Source organism: Pararobbsia alpina (genome assembly GCF_902859895.1).
GTDB lineage: Bacteria > Pseudomonadota > Gammaproteobacteria > Burkholderiales > Burkholderiaceae > Pararobbsia > Pararobbsia alpina.
On sequence record NZ_CADIKM010000001.1, the window covers coordinates 361,434 to 380,840 of the forward strand.

Consider the following 19,407-nt stretch of genomic DNA (forward strand, 5'->3'; position numbering starts at 1 on the left):
CATGGCGTTGAGCGTGGAAAAAGCGGGCATGGGCGAGCTCTCGCCGGACCTGGAGAAAGCAACTTACGACAAGGTGTTCTGGCGCTGCGTCCCGCTGTTCTTTCTTTGCTACATGGTGTCGTACCTCGACCGGGTCAACATCGGTTTTGCGAAGCTGCAGATGCTGGGAGACCTGCATCTCAGCGACAACGTATACGCGTTGGGCGCGAGCATGCTGTTCTGGGGCTACGTCCTGTTCGAGATGCCGAGCAACATCGTGCTGCACCGCGTAGGCGCGCGGCGCTGGATTGCCCGGATCATGGTGACGTGGGGTCTCGTCTCCATCCTGCTGATGTTTATCGGGCCGCTCGGACAGTTCTTCCACACCGGCTCGGCGACCATGTTCTACGTGCTGCGCTTCTTGCTGGGCATATGCGAAGCGGGCTTCTTTCCTGGCGTGGTTCTCTATCTGAACAGCTGGTTCCCGTCGCACAAGCAGAACCGCGTCATGGCCGGCTTCATGGTGGCGCTGCCGCTGAGCCTGGCCATCGGCGGACCGGTCTCAGGCTGGGTGCTGCAGAACATGCACGATACGTTCGGCTATCGAGGCTGGCAGTGGATGCTGTTCGCGGAAGGTCTGCCCGCCATCATTCTCGGAGTGACCGTGCTGCTCAAGCTGACGGAAACTATCGATGACGCGCACTGGCTCACGCCCGAAGAGAAGTCGCTTTTGAAGCGCAACCTCTCGTCGGAGAACGTGACGAAGACCCACGACTTTCGCGCCGCCTTGAAGAGCCGGGGCGTATGGATGCTGTGCGGCATCCTGCTCACCATGAACACTGGCTTCTATGGCTTGTCGTTCTGGCTGCCGTCCATCATCAGTGCCGCGGGACTCAAGGACGCTTTTCATATCGGCTTGCTTGCCGCTGTGCCCTATGTCGCCGCCAGTATCGCGATGGTCGCGAACGCCGTGCATTCCAATCGCACCGGGGAACGGCGACTGCACGCCGCCATTCCGGCGCTGCTGGCCGGCATCGCGTTGATTCTCAGCGCGACATTCACGCACCAGATCTCGGTGTCGATCCTGCTTATTTCGATCGCCGCCTCCGGGATCATCAGCATCATGCCGATTTTCTGGACCTTTGCCGGACGCCTGCTGTCAGGCGCGGCGGCAGCGGCCGGACTCGCGATGATCAACTCTATCGGCAGCTTGTCCGGTATCACCGGCGCAATGATCACCAACACGGCGAAGAACCTGACCGGCGACGTCAACAGCGGTACCTATGTGCTGGGCGGATGCCTGCTGGTGTGCTGCTGCCTGATTCTTTCGATTCCCCGCGCGATGGCGTCCACCGGACGACCGGATTGAGCTAGGTTTCCCGGCAAATGCCGGGAAGCTGACGGAAGGACACTGCAAGCCGTTATCAATCATTTAGTGATCCTTTCAATAAACCAGAACGTCCTCTCTAACAAAATAGCTTCCAGGAGACCCGTAGTGAACAGAGCCACCAAGGCCAAATTGTTGTCGTCGGTTACCGTCGCATGCTCGCTGTACGGCGTGGGGACCGCATATGCGCAAAGCAATGTAACGATGTTCGGACTGATCGACGAAAGTCTCAATTACGTCAGCAACGAAGGCGGCCACAGCGCTTTCACGCAAACGTCCGGCAACGTGCAGGGCAGCCGCTGGGGCTTCAAGGGCACGGAAGACCTGGGCGGCGGATACCAGGCCATCTTCACGTTGGAAAATGGCTTCGCGCTGAACAACGGAGCATTCGGTCAGGGCGGCCTCGAATTCGGACGACAAGCCTTCGTCGGACTCGCGATGCCCGCCGGCACGATCACGTTAGGAAGGCAATACGACTTCCTGATCTATCTGTATTCGATGACCAACCTGTTCGACACCGGTACGTACGGTTTCCATCTGGGAGACTACGACCGCCTCGGCGGAGAACGTCTCAACAATGCCATTGCATACCAGAGCCCCACGTTCGGCGGATTGAAAGTCGGCATGCTGTACGCGCCGGGCGGGGAGCCCGGCCATCTGGCGGCCGGTAGCGCGCAGAGCTATGGCATCTCGTACAGTCACGGCTCCCTGAATTTCGCCGCCGCATACACGAGCGTGAACAATACGGCCATCACGCCGGCCACGACGATCGGTGTTCCGGACCTGTTCGGCACGCCGCAAAGCGGAACGATCGAACTCAGCCGGATTTCGACCGTCGCGGCGGGAGGCAGCTATCAGTTTGGTCCCGCGCTGCTGCATGGCGTGTATTCGCTCACCGACATGAAGAGCGGCAATTCGACCGCCGTGCTGAGCACCTGGGAGGGCGGCGTGACCTATTGGCTCTCGCCCGTGGTATCGCTGGTCGGCGGCTATGCCTATTCGGAGCTGAATGAAGCCCGCTGGGGGCAATATATGTTCACGGCCGATTATTTCCTCTCGAAGCGAACCGATCTTTACGCCTTGCTCAACTACGAGCATGTGCATGGTGACGACGTCAAAGCCACGCTGTTCACGGCAATGCCTTCGAGCGGCGGCAACCAGACCATCGTCAGCCTGGGCATCCGGCATCGGTTCTGACGCATCGCTGCCGAACTGTATTTCGCATGGCGAAAATCAGTATACTTACGCCTGTCGATGAACGCCTACTCTCTTTCATGACCCAACCGCCGCCGGACCGTATCGATGAAAATCACCGGGACTTCGTGGCCGCGCTTGCGCGCGGCCTCGCGGTGATCCAGGCCTTTACCGAAGATCGGCCGGAAATGACGTTGAGCGAGGTCGCCCAGGCGGCGCAGATGAACGTCGCCACGGCGCGGCGCGCGCTGCTCACCCTGCACTCGCTCGGGTACGTGGGAATGCAGGGCAAGCGGTTCCTGCTGTTGCCGAAAGTGTTGTCGCTCGGGATCGCGTATCTGCGCTCGATGAATTTCAGGGACCTGGTCAACCCCTACCTGCAGGAGGTCGCGGACGAGTATCGTGATTCCGTGTCCTTCGCGATCCTCGATGGCGACGACGTGGTCTATCTTGGTCATGTACCCAGCAAGCGCAGCATCCTGCGACGCGCGTCCGTGGGATATCGGCTGCCCGCCTTCTGCACGTCGCTCGGGCGGGTCCTGCTGGCCAATCGGCCGCTCGAAGAACAGCAACGTCTCTTGGCCCGCGCGCCTTTTCCGCAATACACGGCCAAGACCCTGGTCCAGCGCGATGACCTCGCCCGCGAATTTGCGATGGCGCTGACCGACGGCTTTGCCACCCAGCAGGACGAGATCGAAATAGGCGTGATATCCATCGCGGTGCCGGTCTGCGACCCCCAGGGCCATGTGATCGCGGCGATCAACTGCTCGTCCGAGACGGAACGCACCACGGCCGAGGACCTGATTGCCACGCGCCTGCCGGTCCTGAGGGAGGCGCGAGCGCATATCGAATGGGCCATTCGCCGGGCGCCCGCTCTCGTCCATTCGATCCGCTCCTCCTAGCGCGCCACCTATCCCCGCGGCAACCTGCCCTTGCCCAATGCAAGGGCTCTTTTTCACACAGACTTGAACCGTTTGTGCCGCTATTTGCAGGACCACGCGTCGCGATATGCGCGTTAGCGCACGGAGTGATCAGGAACGACACCCTATCCTCACGTCGATCACCGTCCACGTTCGATTCCCGGGCGCATGGTTTCGGAAGGTCATTTGACAAGTCTCTGTCGCATGAGTAACGGCAATTCATCGCTCACAACCACGCGTTAGGCTTAGAGATCAGCGTGGCTCCGCGAACGGCACGTTAACCCGCTATCACGGTTGCCGCCTATGCGTAGCAATCCCGTCAAATATGCGTTGATCTTCGCCTGCGGGTGCCTGCCTGTGGTCGACGCATGCGCTGCAGATGTAGTTGGCGTCGTCAAGACGCTTAAAGGCGCCGTGCACATCGAACGGGCCGAGCGAAGCCTGGACGCGGCCATCGGTAGCGAGATCTACAACAATGACCGCATCGTGACAGGCCCCGGATCCTCCGTCGGCATCACCCTGCGCGACAACACACTGCTTTCCGAGGGGGCCAATTCCGTCCTCGAACTCAACAAATTCGTCTTCAATTCGACGACCTATGATGGCGCGCTCGATGCCACGATCAAGCGCGGTTCTCTTGCGGTCGTCGATGGCAAGCTGGCAAAGGCCAACCCTGATGCGGTACGTTACAGCACGCCGAACACGACCCTGGGCGTGCGCGGTACTGAATTCATCATCGAGGTCGGCGACGACGGGGAGCGTGCACGTTGAGGACGGCGATCCGGAAACACCCACTGATATCGGTTGCGGTATTCGCCGTGCTGGCGTTCCTGTCCGGGTGTAGTTCGACCCCGGACAAAATCACTCTGTTGCCGAATCCGGACGGCAGCGTCGGTGCGGTGATTGTCCGAAACGACACCCAGACGCACGTGATCGACAAGGCCTACACGCGGGTTGATGTCGTCAAGGGCGGCGCCATCGAAGAAACGGCCGACAGCCAATCCAATGTGGAGGCTCGCTATGGCGAGCTTCTCACTGCACGGCCCCCGCGCCCCATGGCGTTTACAATCAACTTTCTGTTTGACTCTGCCACCCAATTGGCCCCGGAGTCACCGGCCACGGTCGACAAGTTGAAGGCCGCGCTGGCGAGCTGGCCCGCACCTCACCTGACGGTCATCGGCCACACCGATCTGGCAGGCTCTGAAGAGTTCAATGACAAGCTATCGATGCAGCGAGCGCAGACTGTTACGAAGTTCCTGATCAAGGCAGGCATTCCTGCCCGGGAAATAGAGACTGCCGGGCGGGGCAAGCGTGAGCCTCTCGTGCGCACGGCGGACGGCGTTCCCAACCAATTGAACCGACGCGTCGTCATCACCATTCAATGATCCGAGCCATCCGCGACCGCGCCTGTGATCGGCACTAACTAGCCTCGGAAGACATGAAACGCTCTCGCGACTCATGGCTCACCTTCTTCAAGATCATGATGAGGGCAGGCATGGGGCGACCGGTGGCGCTCGTGCTCCTGTTCTGCCTGAGCCTGCTCAACCTGTGCAGTGAATTGCCTCTCAATGGGTCGCGTCCGGCATTTGTCACCACGCTTGGCGAGATGGTGCGCGACTCGTTTGGCGCGCCGCGGCAACTGCTGTTCGATCAATATCAGCGCCGATTTCCACGCATTCCGACTGCACAGCCCGTGACCATTGTCGAAATCGACGACAAGACGCTGGCCGGCATCGGTCAATGGCCGTGGCCGCGTAATCGACTGGCGAGCCTGATCGATGCCATCGCCGCACAGAAACCGGTGGCGATCGGACTCGACATCTATATGCCCGAGCCCGATCAAACCTCGCCCGACAAGGTGGCCGACAACCTGCCGCCAGCGGCCGCGAGCCTCGCAGCCAATTTGCGGCGACTTCCGAGTCACGAGGCCATTCTTGCCAGATCGTTGCGCGCGACACCGTCCATACTGGGTGCAGCGGCCTTCGATCATTCGGCGTTCGCCACCAGCACCGATATGCGAAGCGCACCCATCCATTTGCATGGCCCCGACCCGCTGAACAAAGTACAACGGTTCAACTATGTGCTTGCCAGCCTGCCGGAGTTGCAGGCTGCGGCGCACGGGCAGGCGATGCTGAACGTGGCGCTCGAAGGAGGCACGGTTCGGCGCATTCCTCTCATCATGGCTTTGGGCGACAAGCTGGTCCCGAGCTTGCCGATAGAAATGCTGCGCGTCGCCACGGGTTCATCCGCGCTCGACGTTTATACCAATCGCCTGGGCGTGCAAGCAGTAGGCGTCGCGGATGTGCTGGTGCCAACGCAGCCTGACGGTGATCTCTGGTTGCATTTTGCTTCCATTCGGTCGACGCTGAACCGCTATGTGTCCGCGAGCGATATCCTGCAGGGGAAAGTCGATGCAGACCGTATCCACAACAAGCTGGTGCTGGTCGGTCTCACGGGCTCCGGCCTGACAGACATGCGCACCACCGTGCTGGGCGAACTGGTGCCGGGCATCGAAATCCAGGCCCAGGTCATCGAGACCATTTTCGAAGGACACTTCCTGCGACGTCCGGCCTGGCTGAAATCGGCCGAATGCGCCTTCATCATGGCGTTCGGGTTGCTCATCATCTGGTACTTCCCGCGTACGGATTCCCGGCTTGCGAGATTCATCCGAGCGGTTCCGAAGTCTTCCGCCATTCTGGGCCTATCCCTGAATTTGCTGACGCTGTACAGCTGTCTCCTCATTTTCAAGTACTTCGGATTCCTGGTCGACGCGGCCTCGATTTTCATTATTCTGTCCGCGGTCATGGGCTGCTTCTTTTCAACCGCATTGCTCGTCAACGAAACACGACCCAGTTTGGGTGCCGCACACGCGCAGGTGGGTGAAGACGACCGCGATCGCGCCAGCAAACCGCCTGGCTAGAGGTCGGTTTGATTCAAGCGCATCGACCAGCGCTTGGAACCATGGTCCGGGATGGAGCGGACTGCCGAGAACGGCCGACTAACGCACGGCCTCGGGATGGGAGATAGGGAGCCTTTTGATCACGCCTGCTGATCACGCTTCCGGTTCGCGGCGCCGCACGGAGCCCGCGATCAGGTCGAAGCGGAACAGCCGGCACTCGAGCGCGCCGTTGAACAGTGGCGTCTTGGTCGATTCGCGCAAACGCAATTGGCCGGGTAGGCCACGGTCGGACGAGAGCATGAACGCGTGCCAGCCCGTGAAGCGCTGCTTGAGCGCATCGCCGAAGGCCTGGAAGAATTCAGCACCGAGCTCTTCGCTTTCGGCACGCTCGAAACCTCGCGAACCGTCACCGTCGTCGTCACGATTGCGATCGCCGGCACGTTCACCATCGCGCTGGTATCCGCCGCGCTGCACGCGGCCCGGCTCGCGCTCGCTGCGCGAGGTCGGCCGCGCTTCGCCGCGCGGGCCGCGGCCACGCACCTCGATCCGCTCGCCGTACGGCGGGTTCGCGACGAGCACGCCGGGCTCGTCGACCGGCGCGACCATATGGCGCGCGTCGAGCTGCTTGAGCACGAGGGTCGGCACGCCCGCACGCGCGAGATTGCTGCGCGCCTTTTCGAGCATATCGCCCGAAATGTCACTGCCGAAGATCCGCAGATCGTCGACCTTCGCCGTACGCGCGGCACGCTGCTTGTCGAGCGCCGCGACCTTCAGCGCCTGCCAGGCGTTGATGTCGTACTGCTTGAGCTTTTCGAAACCGAAGCGGCGCTGCACACCCGGGGCGACACCGAGCGATTGCTGGACCGCCTCCGCAAGGAAAGTGCCGCTGCCGCACATCGGATCGTAGAGGGGTGTGCCAGGCGTCCATCCGGTCAGCCGCAGGATGCCGGCCGCGAGATTTTCACGCAGCGGTGCGGCTCCCTTGTCGAGGCGCCAGCCACGCTTGAATAGTGGCTCGCCCGAGGTGTCGAGATAGAGTGTGCAGTCGGTCGCCGTGACGAACACGAAAATCCGCACGTCCGGTTCGGCCGTGTCGATGTTGGGGCGCGCCCCGGTCTTCTCGCGCAGCCGGTCGCAGACCGCATCCTTGACCTTGAGCGTCGTGAACTCGAGGCTCTTGAGCGGTGACTTGATCGCCGTGACATCGATGCGCAAGGTCTGATTCGCCGTGAACCAGCGCTCCCACGGCTGTTCGAGCGCGAACGCGAAGATGTCGTGTTCGCTCCGATAGGGCCGCTGCGCGATTTTCATCAGGACGCGGCTCGCGATGCGCGAATGCAGATTGGCCGCCATGGCCGCGGCCCACTCGCCGGCGAAGTGCACGCCGCCGGGCACTTCAGCCCCGACCTTCAGCGGCGCATGGGCGCTGATTTCGCGGAGCTCGGCAGCAAGGGGGGCTTCGAGACCACGCGGGCACGGTGCGAAAAATTCGAAAGAAGACATCAAGGGTTCCAGCGGCAAGATCAAGCCGACATTGTACGCGGCACGCACTCCGCGCACGCGCCGGTCCGCTCGCTGCATGCCCCCTGACATACTCGCCGGCTTGTTCGCTGCATACCGGGTGACGTATCCGCGCCGGCCTGTTCGCTACATACCGGCGACGTATCCGCGCCGGTCTGCGCACTGCATGTCGATGGACCTATCCGCCCCACGAGCCTGCGCACGCGCCGCCCACCTTGCCCTACCGGCGCAGCGTGACCTTCTCGACGATTTCGTCGACGACCTGCTCGGGCGTCTGGTCGATATCGACGAATATGGCCTCTTCCTCGGTCGGCGGCTCGAGCGTGTCGAGCTGGCTCTGCAGCAGCGATGGGTCGAAAAAATGTCCCTTGCGCGCCCCGAGCCGCGTGGCGAGGACCTCGCGCGTGCCATGCAGGTAAACGAACACGACATCCTTGTCGCCGGCGCGCAGGATGTCGCGATAGACCACCTTGAGCGCCGAACACGCGAACACGAAATCGACGCCCGCCGCGCGCTTCGCCTCGATAGCCTCGCGGATCGAGCGCAGCCAGGGCCAGCGGTCCTCGTCAGTCAGCGGATGGCCTTCGTGCATCTTCTTCTTGTTGGCCTCGCTGTGGAACTCGTCCGCATCGGCGAATCCACAGTGAAGACGGGCCGCGAGCTGCTCGCCGACCGTCGTCTTGCCGCTGCCCGACACGCCCATCGCTATCAGAATCATGGCTCCGTTCCTTTTTTTGCCGCCCTGACGACTGCCACCCACTTTTGAAGGCCACCCCAGCTCGAAGCTGCGAACCTCAGGCTGCCTTTGCCGCGTGATGGCCGAGCTGGCTCGCAGCACGTGCGAGGCGCGTGATTTCCGCCCAGTCCTTGGCCGCCACGGCAGCCTTGGGCGTCATCCACGAACCGCCGACGCACACGACGTTGGGCAACGCGAGGAAATTCGGCGCGGTCTCGGGCGAGATGCCGCCGGTCGGGCAGAAGCGCAACGTCGGAAACGGGCCATGGAAGGCATTGAGCATCGGCACGCCACCGGCCTGCTGCGCCGGAAAGAACTTGACGGTTTCATAGCCGAGCGCGATGGCATGCACGAGGTCCGTGGGCGTCATGCAGCCCGGCAGCAGCGGCAGCCCGGCGTCGACGGCGGCTTCGTGCAGCGCGCGCGTGAGTCCCGGCGAGACGCCGAACTGCGCACCCGCGCGCCGCGACGCCGCGGCTTGTTCCGGCTTCGTGATGGTGCCGACGCCGACGACGATATCGTCGGCGATCTTGCTGGCCCGCTCGATCACGCCGAGGCCGGCCTCGGTGCGCAGGGTGATCTCGAGCACCTTGACGCCACCTTCATAGAGCGCGCGGCAGACCGCTTCGCCTTCATCGACGGAATCAAACGCGAGGACCGGGATGACCGGACCGATTCGAACGATGTCACTGATTTTGATCATTATTTGCTCCTCCGACTGTGGCCTCAAAAATATTTATGACACCGTGACGCCGGCCGTCGGTACCGCGTGCAAGCCTTCGCACGGCAGGGGTCCGAACACCGATGCACCGAATTCCGCGGGCGCGGCCGCGGCGCGGAACACGCCGAACAGCTCGCGGCCGAAGCCGACTTCATTCGCATCCTGATGCAAGGGTTTGGCGACCTCGCGCCTGGCCCATTCGTCAGCATCGATTTCAACGTCGAGCACGCCGGCTTCGGCATCGATAACCAGCATATCACCCGTGCGCACCTTGCCAAGCGGGCCGTCGAGCAAAGCCTCGGGTGACAGGTGGATCACTGCGGGCACCTTGCCCGAGGCACCGGACATGCGGCCGTCGGTGACCAGCGCGACCTTGAAACCCTGGTCCTGGAGCACGCCGAGCGGAGGCGTGAGCCGGTGCAGCTCGGGCATGCCGTTCGCGCGCGCACCCTGGAAGCGCACCACCGCGACGAAATCGCGCTTGAGTTCGCCCGCATCGAACGCGGCCTGCACTTCTTCCTGCGAGTCGAACACGATCGCCGGCGCACGCACGACGCGGTGGCTCGCCGCCACGGCCGAGATCTTGATCACGCCACGGCCGAGCTTGCCCTGCATCAGGCGCAGCCCGCCATCGGGCTGGAACGGCTCGGCAGCCGAGCGCAGCACCGCGGTGTCGTGGCTTTGTGTCGTGCCCTCGACCCACTGGAGCTTCCCGTCGATCAGCTTCGGTTCCTTCGTGTAGTGCGACAGGCCCTTGCCCGCGACGGTCGTGACGTCCTCGTGGAGCAGGCCCGCGGCGAGCATCTCGCGCACGAGGAAGGCCATGCCGCCCGCCGCGTGATAGTGGTTCACGTCGGCCTTGCCGTTCGGATAGATCTTGGCGAGCAGCGGGGTCGACTGCGACAGGTCGTCGAAATCGTTCCAGTCGATCAGGATGCCGGCCGCGCGCGCGATCGCCACAAGGTGCAGCGTATGGTTGGTCGAGCCGCCGGTCGCGAGCAGCGCCGCGATGCCGTTGATGATCGCCTTCTCGTCGACGACGTGGCCGATCGGCGTGTACGTCTTGCCTTGCGCGGTCAACTCGAGCACGCGGCGCGCGGACTCGGCGGTCAGCGCATCGCGCAGCGGCGTGTGCGGGTGAACGAAGGCGGTGCTCGGCAGATGCAGGCCCATGACCTCCATCAGCATCTGGTTGCTGTTGGCCGTGCCATAGAAGGTGCAGGTACCGTGGCCGTGATAGGCCTGGGCCTCGGCCTCGAGCAGTTCATCGCGGCCGCACTGGCCCGTCGCGAAACGCTGGCGCGTCTTGGCCTTGTCGTCGTTCGACAGCCCGCTCGTCATCGGGCCCGCCGGCACGAAGATGGTCGGCAGATGGCCGAACTGGAGCGCGCCGATCAGCAGGCCCGGCACGATCTTGTCGCAGATCCCGAGGCACAGCGCAGCGTCGAACATATTGTGTGTTAGCGCTACCGCAGTCGACATCGCAATGACTTCACGCGAGAACAGCGAGAGCTCCATGCCGGCGTTGCCTTGCGTGATGCCGTCGCACATCGCGGGCACGCCGCCGGCGAATTGCGCGACGCCGCCGGCTTCGCGGGCGGCCTTCTTGATGATGTCCGGATAGCTCACGAACGGCGCATGCGCCGAGAGCATCTCGTTGTACGAGGAAACGATCGCGATGTTCGGTTCGCGGATCGCCTTGATCTTCATCTTGTCGTCGCCGGTAAGCCCGGCAAAACCGTGTGCGAGGTTCGCGCACGAGAGCGCGCCACGCGCGGGAAACTTGCCCTGCGCATCGTCGATGCGCTGCAGATAGGCTGCTCGCGTCGCACGGCTGCGTTCGATCACGCGGTCGGTGACCTTCTTCAGTTGGGTATGCGGGGAAACCATTGAATGTACTCCTTGCCGGCCGCTTCGCCGCGATCGAATTGTTGTTTTATCAGATGTGGAGCCTGGGATTTTAACCCAAACGTTCGACACCTCCGTGTCCCGGTGCATCGAGTCTTGGCGAGTGCTCATCCGGTTCGAGGGGTGTCGAGCCGGGGTCCCGTTTGACCGCCATTCCCCCCCGTATCCCGGCTTATGCGACCATGCCGGAGGTACATCCAATGTGAGTGAACACTTTTTCATGCCGATTCTGCCCCCTGCGCTGCCCCCGAGTCTTCCCCCGAGGCTTTCCCCGACCCCGCCGTCGTCCGACGCCCCCGCTTCAGTCGGCGAAGCGCGCGACACCCCGCCGGCCTGGCCCGCCGGCGACGATCCCCATGGCTGGCTCGAACAAAGCGAGACGCCCGAGGTCGCGCAATGGGTCGCCTTGCAGAATGCGCGCACATTGCACGCCTATGCCCACGGCGAGGCCTTCGAGACGCTTGTCCAGCGCCTCGTCGACGACGCTCTGTCGCCCGACCAGCTCGTGGTGCCGACGCGACATGGCAAGTGGGCGCACGACTTCCGCCAGGACGAAGCGCACCCGCTCGGCATCTGGCGCCGCTGCGGCTGGGCGGACTGGCTCGCCGGCACACCGCACTGGCAGACGCTGCTGGACCTCGACGAACTCAGCGAAGACGAGGACGTCGACTGGTCGTGGCACGGCGCCTCGGTGCACTACCCGGATCGCGAGCGTGCGCTGCTCTTTCTTTCGCCAGGAGGAGGCGATGCGATCGTGGTCCGCGAATTCGACCTGGTCGCGCTCACCTTCGTCGACGACGGCTTCAATGTCGAGACCGACGGCAAGCATCACGCAAGCTGGATCGATCGCGACACGATCTATTTCGAGTGGGACGCGAGCGGCGGCGACCCGGCCCATCCAAGCGTCACCCAGTCGGGTTATCCGCGCGAAGTCAGGCGTTGGTCGCGCGGCACCGCACTCGAGGACGCCCCGGTGGTGTTCAGTTGCCTGCCGGGCGATATCTCCGCATCGGCCTCGTTCGACATCGAGAGCCGTCGGCATTTCGCGATGCGCAGCATCACGTTCGAGGAAGGGACGACCAGCTGGCTCGATGGCGACACGTGGCGGCAATACGAGGTGCCGCTCGATGCGGATGTCTACACCTGGAAAAAGTGGCTCATGATCGCACCGAGCCGCGACTGGACCGTCGGCGGGGCGACGCACCGCGGTGGCTGCCTGCTCGCGATCCCCGAGGACGCGTTCCTCGAAGGCAAGCGCAGCTTCCTGCCATTGTTCACGCCGACGGACAAGACCGCGCTCGCGGGTTTCGAAACCGGCAAGGAGTGGGCTGCGATCAGCTATAGCGACGACTTGCTGACGCGCACGCGTTTCTGGAAGCCCCCCGTGGCCGATGTCGAAATCACGGCGTTCGAGAGCGCGTCCGCCGCCTCGGGCGCGATGGCGTTTGCCGCCGGCGCGATCAGTGCCGACGCCACGCCGGGTGCCGGCGCCTTCATCGCCGCGGCGCATGCGTCCATCGATCCCCAGGTCCACGCGTTTCGCGAGTTGCCGGTCGATGCGGACAGCGAGACTTCGGTCTGGTTCATCGACGACATGCTCGACGACACGCTGTTCCTGATGAGCAACCACTACCTCGAACCGCCGACTCTCTGGCTCGGCGACGCGCGCGCCACGGACCTCGCCGAACGCAAGTGGATCCAGCAATTGCCCGCCTCGTTCAATGCTTCCGGCATGACCGTGATTCGCGCCAGTGCGCGTGCGCCTGACGGCACCGCCGTCCCCTATTGGGTGGTCGGCAAGCGCGAACTCATCGAAGCCGGCACTCGCCGCGCGGCGCCGTGCCTGCTCTATGGCTATGGCGGTTTCGAGATCGCGCTCGAACCTTCGTATGCGAGCACCGCCGGCATGGGCTGGCTCGAGCAGGGTGGCGTGTATGTGGTTGCGAACATCCGCGGCGGCGGCGAATACGGCCCCGAGTGGCATCGTGCCGCCCTTCGCGAGAAGCGGTCGGTCGCCTTCGACGATTTCGTTGCGGTCGCGCAGGCGCTGGTCGACCAAGGATTCACGACCGCACGGCAACTGGCGATCCAGGGCGGCAGCAATGGCGGCCTGCTCGTCGCGGCATGCATGGTCCGGCATCCCGGCTTGTTCGGCGCGGTCATCTGCGAAGTGCCCCTGCTCGATATGCAGCGCTTTCACACACTGCTCGCAGGTGCCTCGTGGATCGAGGAATACGGCGATCCCGACAAGCCCGACGACGCCCGATTCCTGTCCGCTTATTCGCCCTATCACCGGGTCGCGGCGGACGTCAGCTATCCGCCGATCCTGCTGACTTCGTCCGCGGGGGACGACCGCGTCCACCCGGCGCACGCGCGCAAGATGGCCGCAAAGATGCAGGCCATGGGGCATCCGCACGTCTGGTACTACGAGGAAACGCAGGGAGGTCACAGCGCCACGCCCGATCCACGCGATGCCGCGCGCAGTACGGCACTCGTGTACCGGTTCCTGTGGGAAACGATCGGCCGCTAATCGACTGTGACCGGGCTCGTGCAACCGCTTCAACAGCGGATGCACGCCGTCGTTCAGCCCGCCAGGGCGGACACCGCCCGACCGCCCCAGCTGGCGGGCGCCACATGGCTTCGCGGCCCCGTCTTCTGGGTGCCCTGGGCGTGAGTCAGGAAGCCGGCCACGCCCTTGTCGCCCGTCGCCATCGGCATGATCTTGAACCCGCTCTTTTTCATATAGTTGACCGAGTAGTATTTCAGGCGGCTGAAGTAGTCACCTCCGATGTCGAACTCCTTGCGGCCACGGTGCAAGGTGGTCGACTGCGCGCCGTTGGTATCGAACAGCTCGATCATCGTCCATAGGCTGCCGCCGAGTCCCGCGTTGAGCGTCAGCATCGGGATCAGCGGGCTGGCGTTGCAGCCCTCCCGGAAGAAGTCGGCGAACTTCTTGTCGTTCGTGATCAGGGAGCCTGGCTCGGTGTTGGGTTGACGGACCCCGTCGACCAGGGTCGAGCGCTTCACCTCGTCTTCGTAGTATTTGCGCGCTTGCTCGAGGAAACGCTCGATGGCGAACTGTTCGGCCAGGCGGCTGAAAAGCTTGACCAGCCACTCGACGGCCGATATCACCGCCGACACCAGGCTGCCGAGGCCGGGCAGGAACACGCTCAGGGCCACGCTGCTCGCACCCTTCAGTATCGCGCCCAATCCGCCGCAGACGCCCAAAGTCATCTCGTGCTCGATCGAATTGGCGATCTCTTCCGGGTGGCCGGACCGGATGCGAATGTGGCGGCGATCGTTCCACGAAGCGATGCGAGTGCAGGCCTCGCTGATCGTGCGCACCACGCCCGTGCCGATGTCGACGGCACCGCTGAGGAAGGGCACGGCATTCTTCATGATGAGGTCTATCGCTATGACGACGCCCTTCTTGAGGAGCATGCCCAGTTTCTCCGCGATCGACAGGTCGTAGCGTGCCCGCCAGGCGGTCATCAGTATCTGGCTCAGCTTGTCGAACGCCTTCTTCAGCTTCTCCCACAGCACGAATCCGGCATCCCCCACCGCGGCGAGCGCCGTCGCCGGCACTGCAACAGCCGCGGCACCCACGTAGGCTACGGCGCCGAGGTATTTGTTCTTGTTCCACTGCGTCGACAGGCCGAGCGAGGCTATCCTTAGCGCGGTCGCGGTGAGGGGCAGGGCGTTGGCGACAGTGCTCTCGAAAGAGACCGCCGGCGCGGGGGCAGCGGCGGGCTTCGTCGCCGCGGCGACCGCCGACTCGATGCCGTCCTTCCCTAGCGCATCCACCGCCTTGGCGCCCATCCACGCGAGCCGAGGTGCCGAAACACCCTGGCCTTTCACGGTCAGGGCAGCACGCGTCCCTTTCGTGGCGCTACCGAGTTCGTTGAAATGGGTGGTCACGCCAGCGCCGATCGCTCCGCCTATCAGGCCGGCGCCCTCGATGGCCATTCCCACGGGGTCCATCTCGAGCCTGACGTTGCCCAGCAAGTACAGCACGCCGTAACGGGCATGCGGAATCTCCACGTCACGGATGTTGGCTGCCACCTTTTTGTCGAGTGCCGCCGCCGCCGCCGGACTCAAGGCCCCGGAGTACGTCGTGTTGTGGAGATACTCCAGCAAGCCACCGCTGACGGCGTTGCGGTCGCATTTGTTCCACGAACCGCCATGCGCCTTGCGGTACGCGCTCAGTTGCGCATAGAGCGCCTTTCTGTTCTCTTCCGAGCGGGTGGAATAATAGTCGTCGTAGGCCTTGTCCAAGGCCAGCGTGGTGCCGCTCCGACTGCTCAGCCTCAGCGAGGTGCGCTTTCTGAATTCGGCGGGCGTGACGATCGCCAGCAATCCTGGACTGCCCATGGTAGGTCCTTGTGAGGAATTTCGAGTTGACTCGGAAAACGACCAGGACCCTGTGCACCCGCCAAGACAAAGCTGCGCGGCAAAAGCAGCGCGACAAAGACCGCACTACAAAGACCGCACTACAAGGACAGCACGACAAGGAGGCTGAGATGCCGCAACTGGTACATTTTGTTACAAAGTGTAACCGGCAGCGGCGAAACTTCGCAAGCAATTCGAAACGCGCAGTCGAGCTATTTTTCGCCCCTGAGGTTAATACGCACAGCCATGGCGTCCTTTCTGCTCTGCGCCCCGAGAGCTCCCGCGCTCAGAACGGCTTGACCACCACGAGCATCACGACCGCGAGCAGGCCGAGCACCGGCAGTTCGTTGAAGAACCGGTACCAGCGGTGCGGACGCATGTTCTCGCCGCGTTCAAAGCGTTTGAGCAGGCGGCCACAGGCGATGTGATAGGCGATCAGCAGGACCACGATGCTGAGTTTCGCGTCCATCCACCCCTGCTTCTGCCCGATGCCATAGCCGACATATAGCCAGAGCCCGAATGCGAGCGCCGGCACCGCCAGGATGGTCATGAAGCGGAACAGCTTGCGCGCCATCAGGAGCAGCCGGGCGATCGCCGCGGGCTCCGTCTCCATGGCAAGATTCACGAAAATTCGCGGCAGATAGAACAGACCGGCAAACCACGAAGCGACAAAAACGATGTGCAGCGCCTTGATCCAGAGCATCGCGCGCGCCGCCTATTGCCGGACTTCGCCGTGCCCGAGCACAACGTATTTGAGCGAGGTCAGGCCGTCGAGCCCGACCGGCCCGCGTGCATGAAGCTTGTCGTTCGAGATGCCGATCTCCGCACCGAGACCGAACTCGAAACCATCGGCGAGGCGCGTCGATGCGTTGACCATCACGCTGGCCGAATCGACTTCGCGCAGGAAGCGCATCGCGCGGTCGTGATCTTCGGTGACGATCGAATCGGTATGGGCCGAACCGTACTGGTTGATATGGTCGATCGCCTCGTCGAGACCGTCGACGACCTTGACGGCGAGAATCGGCGCGAGATATTCGGTCGACCAGTCTTCGGGCGTCGCCTCGACGACGCGCTCGATGCCCGCGGCCTGCAGGATCGCCTTGCTCGCCGGATCGGCGCGCAGCTCGACCTGCTTTTCGGCAAACCGCCTACCGAGCACAGGCAGTGCACGCTCCGCGATGCCGCGTGCGACGAGCAGCGTCTCCATCGTGTTACAGGTGCCGTAGCGATGAGTCTTGGCGTTGTCGGTGATCGTCAGAGCCTTGTCGAGATCCGCGCGATCGTCGACGTAGACATGGCAGATGCCGTCGAGGTGCTTGATCATCGGGACCCGCGCATCGGCCATGAGCCGGGCGATCAGGCTCTTGCCGCCACGCGGCACGATCACGTCGACGTAGCCGGTCATCGTGATCAGCTTGCCGACGGCCGCACGGTCGGTCGTCTCGACGACCTGCACGACATCGGCGGGCAAGCCGGCCGCGGCGAGACCTTCGCCAATCGCGCGCGCAAGCGCGGTATTGCTTTCGATGGCTTCCGAGCCGCCGCGCAGGATCGTCGCATTGCCGGACTTCAGGCACAGCGCGGCCGCATCGATCGTCACGTTCGGGCGCGACTCGTAGATGATGCCGATCACGCCGAGCGGCACGCGCATCTGGCCGACCTGGATGCCGGTCGGACGGAACTTGAGGTTGCCGATCTCGCCGACGGGATCGGGCAAGGCCGCCACCTGATGAAGGCCCTCGATCATACTTTTGAGCGCCTTGTCCGACAGCGTCAGGCGATCGATGAAAGCGGGATCCTGGCCGTTCGCGCGCGCGCGTTCGACGTCACGCGCATTGGCTTCGCGCAGGGCCGGCGCATCGCGTTCGATGGCTTTGGCGATCGCCACCAGCGCGGCATTCTTGACGGCCGTACCGGCACGCGCGATCGCGCGGGACGCGGCCCGTGCACGGCGGCCGAGCGCATCCATGTATTCGTCGACATCGCCCGTCGCGGATTCGCGCGCCGATACTTGTTCGTTCACACCCATCTTCACACCCATATTCACCCGGCAGCCGGTGCCGCCGGTTGGTTGATTCTATGCCGTTTTCTATGCCGTTCGCGCTGGCGCCGTCATGGCCGTCATGGCGAGTTCAAAGAGGCCCGCCCAGGGATCGGCCGGCGGCAGCTCGCCCGCGATCGCCGCTCCGCGTCGCGTGCCTCCGATGCCGCTGAGCCCCTTGACCTGGCGGTCGAGTCGGGCCGCAAGCTCGAGGCCGCGTTCGAGCGCGGCTTCGCTGACACGCGACAGCGCCGGCCCGATCAGCCGCTCGCGCGGCCCCCAGACCCGGTTCTCGCGCAACAGGGTCGCGAGCGGCTTGCCGGCCGCGATTCCCCGCTTGACCCGCAGCAGCGTACGGACTTCCTCGGTCAACGCCCAAAGCACGAGGACCGCGGCTTCGCCTTCACCCTTGAGACCGTCGAGCATGCGCGCGGTGCGCCCGACATCACCCGCCAGTACGGCCTCGTTGAGCTTGAAGACGTCATAGCGCGCGACATTGAGCACCGCATCCTGCACCGATTCGAGATCGAGCACGCCGGCCGGGTGCAGCAGCGCGAGCTTCTGGATTTCCTGATACGCGGCGAGCAGATTGCCTTCGACACGCTCGGCAATGAATTCGAGCGCCCGACGCCCCGCTTCACCGGGCGCGAGCTTCTGCCCTTGCGCGGCGAGCCGCTGGCCGATCCAGCCCGGCAGTTGCGCCCGCTCGACTTTGTCGATCTTGATCGCGATGCCCTCGTTGAGCAGCATGCCGAACCAGCTCGTCTTCTGCGTCGCGGCGTCGAGTCTCGGCAAGCTGATCAGCGTGAGCACATCGTCGCCGGCCATTTTCGCGAGTTGCTGGAGCGCCTCGGCGCCGTCCTTGCCTGGTTTGCCGGTCGGGATGCGCAACTCGACAAGCTGGCGATCACCGAACAGGGACATCGACTGGCTAGCACCGAGCAGCGTGCTCCAGTCGAAACCCCGCTCGGCGGTGAACACATTGCGTTCGGTGAAGCCCGCCGCGCGCCCGGCCGCGCGCAGGGCGTCGAGCGTCTCCTGCACGAGCAGCGGCTCGTCGCCATAGACGGTATAGAGCCGACCCAGGCCCTTCGCCAGATGGCCGCTGAGCGAATCCGCGCGCAGTTGCATCGATGTCCCCGCTCAGAGCGGCGGCGTCGGCAGCGGCGCCCTGCGATTGATCGCCGGCACGGCGGGCTCCTCGCCCGGCTCCAGGGTATGCACGACCGCGAGCCGGCGCATCAGCTGATCGACCGCGTCGTGCTCCATATCGCGATAGAGCAGGTCCGCTTCGGCCTGCTTGGCGAGCGCGAACTCGTTGTTGTAGGTCATCGAACGGTTCAGCGAGATATTCGACGCCGGAATCAGGACCGTGCCGTTCCTCCCGGTCAACTGGTAGGCCACGGTGAGATCGAGCTCATATTCCTCCACGATGCCCTCGGCATTCAGGCTCAGCGTGGCCTGGCCGCGACCTTCCGTGATCGACAGCACGGCATCCGCATCCTTCGCCTCTTTCGCGTCCTTCAGGATTTTCGTGTCGGTGCCCGCCTCGATCTTGCGCTTGAGCAGTGCCGTCATTTCACGGCTGCCGGTCGACGAGATGTAGAGCTTCTTGAACGGGTAGTCCGCATGCCCCTGCAACTGGAAACCGCAAGCGGACAGCACGCACGCGGCGACTACCGCGGAAAACATTAGCCGGATCACGCTCGCTC

Annotated in this window: 16 protein-coding genes; 7 read left to right on the forward strand and 9 right to left on the reverse strand. The window is 63.8% G+C overall.

What is annotated here, in order from left to right; all coding sequences use genetic code 11:
* Position 1: 1 nt before the first annotated feature.
* The 6 genes from HV670_RS01570 (at position 2) to HV670_RS01595 (ending at position 6,400) form a co-directional block, all read left to right on the forward strand.
* A complete protein-coding gene (locus HV670_RS01570; protein ID WP_175102855.1) occupies positions 2 to 1,348 on the forward strand; it encodes an MFS transporter in 1,347 nt (448 codons plus the stop codon).
* A gap of 126 nt (positions 1,349 to 1,474) precedes the next feature.
* Complete coding sequence (locus HV670_RS01575) at positions 1,475 to 2,563, forward strand: porin (protein ID WP_175102856.1); 1,089 nt, start codon at positions 1,475 to 1,477, stop codon at positions 2,561 to 2,563.
* 77 nt (positions 2,564 to 2,640) lie between these two features.
* A complete protein-coding gene (locus HV670_RS01580; protein WP_175102857.1) occupies positions 2,641 to 3,462 on the forward strand; it encodes an IclR family transcriptional regulator domain-containing protein in 822 nt (273 codons plus the stop codon).
* Between the two features lie 321 nt (positions 3,463 to 3,783).
* Positions 3,784 to 4,251 carry a FecR family protein gene (locus HV670_RS01585; protein ID WP_175102858.1) on the forward strand — a complete coding sequence of 156 codons (468 nt, stop codon included), beginning with the start codon at positions 3,784 to 3,786 and terminating at the stop codon, positions 4,249 to 4,251.
* Positions 4,248 to 4,865 (forward strand): OmpA family protein, encoded by a 618-nt coding sequence (locus HV670_RS01590; protein ID WP_175102859.1) that lies wholly within the window; start codon positions 4,248 to 4,250, stop codon positions 4,863 to 4,865. The genes HV670_RS01585 and HV670_RS01590 overlap by 4 nt, the downstream gene beginning before the upstream one ends.
* 53 nt (positions 4,866 to 4,918) lie before the next feature.
* On the forward strand, positions 4,919 to 6,400 hold the full coding sequence (locus HV670_RS01595) for a CHASE2 domain-containing protein (protein WP_175102860.1): 1,482 nt from the start codon (positions 4,919 to 4,921) through the stop codon (positions 6,398 to 6,400).
* Positions 6,401 to 6,532: 132 nt separating this feature from the next.
* On the opposite strand, the gene HV670_RS01600 is transcribed toward HV670_RS01595, so the two are convergent.
* From HV670_RS01600 to edd, 4 genes are all read right to left on the reverse strand, one after another.
* Complete coding sequence (locus HV670_RS01600; protein WP_175102861.1) at positions 6,533 to 7,882, reverse strand: THUMP domain-containing class I SAM-dependent RNA methyltransferase; 1,350 nt, start codon at positions 7,880 to 7,882, stop codon at positions 6,533 to 6,535.
* 238 nt (positions 7,883 to 8,120) lie between these two features.
* The gene (locus tag HV670_RS01605; RefSeq protein WP_175102862.1) at positions 8,121 to 8,618 is read right to left on the reverse strand and encodes a gluconokinase; all 498 of its coding nucleotides are present in this window, start codon (positions 8,616 to 8,618) and stop codon (positions 8,121 to 8,123) included.
* A gap of 76 nt (positions 8,619 to 8,694) precedes the next feature.
* A complete protein-coding gene (gene eda / locus HV670_RS01610) occupies positions 8,695 to 9,339 on the reverse strand; it encodes a bifunctional 4-hydroxy-2-oxoglutarate aldolase/2-dehydro-3-deoxy-phosphogluconate aldolase (RefSeq protein WP_175102863.1) in 645 nt (214 codons plus the stop codon).
* A 33-nt stretch (positions 9,340 to 9,372) separates the two neighbouring features.
* Positions 9,373 to 11,247: a phosphogluconate dehydratase gene (gene edd / locus HV670_RS01615; RefSeq protein ID WP_175102864.1), complete on the reverse strand. Its 1,875-nt coding sequence runs from the start codon at positions 11,245 to 11,247 to the stop codon at positions 9,373 to 9,375.
* 220 nt (positions 11,248 to 11,467) lie between these two features.
* Between edd and HV670_RS01620 the strand changes: the two genes are divergently transcribed.
* The gene (locus tag HV670_RS01620) at positions 11,468 to 13,795 is read left to right on the forward strand and encodes a prolyl oligopeptidase family serine peptidase (protein WP_246256866.1); all 2,328 of its coding nucleotides are present in this window, start codon (positions 11,468 to 11,470) and stop codon (positions 13,793 to 13,795) included.
* A 53-nt stretch (positions 13,796 to 13,848) separates the two neighbouring features.
* Here the strand turns inward: HV670_RS01620 and HV670_RS01625 are convergent, their stop codons facing one another.
* The 5 genes from HV670_RS01625 to HV670_RS01645 form a co-directional block, all read right to left on the reverse strand.
* Positions 13,849 to 15,636, reverse strand: a complete 1,788-nt coding sequence (locus HV670_RS01625) for a hypothetical protein (RefSeq protein ID WP_175102865.1) — start codon at positions 15,634 to 15,636, stop codon at positions 13,849 to 13,851.
* Positions 15,637 to 15,940: 304 nt separating this feature from the next.
* Positions 15,941 to 16,357 (reverse strand): CopD family protein, encoded by a 417-nt coding sequence (locus HV670_RS01630; RefSeq protein ID WP_175102866.1) that lies wholly within the window; start codon positions 16,355 to 16,357, stop codon positions 15,941 to 15,943.
* Between the two features lie 12 nt (positions 16,358 to 16,369).
* The gene (locus HV670_RS01635) at positions 16,370 to 17,623 is read right to left on the reverse strand and encodes a glutamate-5-semialdehyde dehydrogenase (RefSeq protein ID WP_246256911.1); all 1,254 of its coding nucleotides are present in this window, start codon (positions 17,621 to 17,623) and stop codon (positions 16,370 to 16,372) included.
* 120 nt (positions 17,624 to 17,743) lie between these two features.
* Positions 17,744 to 18,826 carry a DNA polymerase III subunit delta gene (holA, locus tag HV670_RS01640; RefSeq protein ID WP_175102868.1) on the reverse strand — a complete coding sequence of 361 codons (1,083 nt, stop codon included), beginning with the start codon at positions 18,824 to 18,826 and terminating at the stop codon, positions 17,744 to 17,746.
* A 12-nt stretch (positions 18,827 to 18,838) separates the two neighbouring features.
* Positions 18,839 to 19,399, reverse strand: coding sequence for an LPS-assembly lipoprotein LptE (locus HV670_RS01645; RefSeq protein WP_175102869.1), 561 nt, complete (start codon positions 19,397 to 19,399; stop codon positions 18,839 to 18,841).
* Positions 19,400 to 19,407 lie beyond the last annotated feature (8 nt).

Bases quoted from the DNA above. Each gene is read 5' to 3' on its own strand.
- HV670_RS01570 (WP_175102855.1), top strand. From the start codon at position 2: ATGGCGTTGAGCGTGGAAAAAGCGGGCATGGGCGAGCTCTCGCCGGAC.
- HV670_RS01580 (WP_175102857.1), top strand. From the start codon at position 2,641: ATGACCCAACCGCCGCCGGACCGTATCGATGAAAATCACCGGGACTTC.
- HV670_RS01585 (WP_175102858.1), top strand. From the start codon at position 3,784: ATGCGTAGCAATCCCGTCAAATATGCGTTGATCTTCGCCTGCGGGTGC.
- HV670_RS01595 (WP_175102860.1), top strand. From the start codon at position 4,919: ATGAAACGCTCTCGCGACTCATGGCTCACCTTCTTCAAGATCATGATG.
- HV670_RS01600 (WP_175102861.1), bottom strand. From the start codon at position 7,882: ATGTCTTCTTTCGAATTTTTCGCACCGTGCCCGCGTGGTCTCGAAGCC.
- HV670_RS01605 (WP_175102862.1), bottom strand. From the start codon at position 8,618: ATGATTCTGATAGCGATGGGCGTGTCGGGCAGCGGCAAGACGACGGTC.
- eda (WP_175102863.1), bottom strand. From the start codon at position 9,339: ATGATCAAAATCAGTGACATCGTTCGAATCGGTCCGGTCATCCCGGTC.
- edd (WP_175102864.1), bottom strand. From the start codon at position 11,247: ATGGTTTCCCCGCATACCCAACTGAAGAAGGTCACCGACCGCGTGATC.
- HV670_RS01625 (WP_175102865.1), bottom strand. From the start codon at position 15,636: ATGGGCAGTCCAGGATTGCTGGCGATCGTCACGCCCGCCGAATTCAGA.
- HV670_RS01630 (WP_175102866.1), bottom strand. From the start codon at position 16,357: ATGCTCTGGATCAAGGCGCTGCACATCGTTTTTGTCGCTTCGTGGTTT.
- HV670_RS01635 (WP_246256911.1), bottom strand. From the start codon at position 17,623: ATGGATGCGCTCGGCCGCCGTGCACGGGCCGCGTCCCGCGCGATCGCG.
- holA (WP_175102868.1), bottom strand. From the start codon at position 18,826: ATGCAACTGCGCGCGGATTCGCTCAGCGGCCATCTGGCGAAGGGCCTG.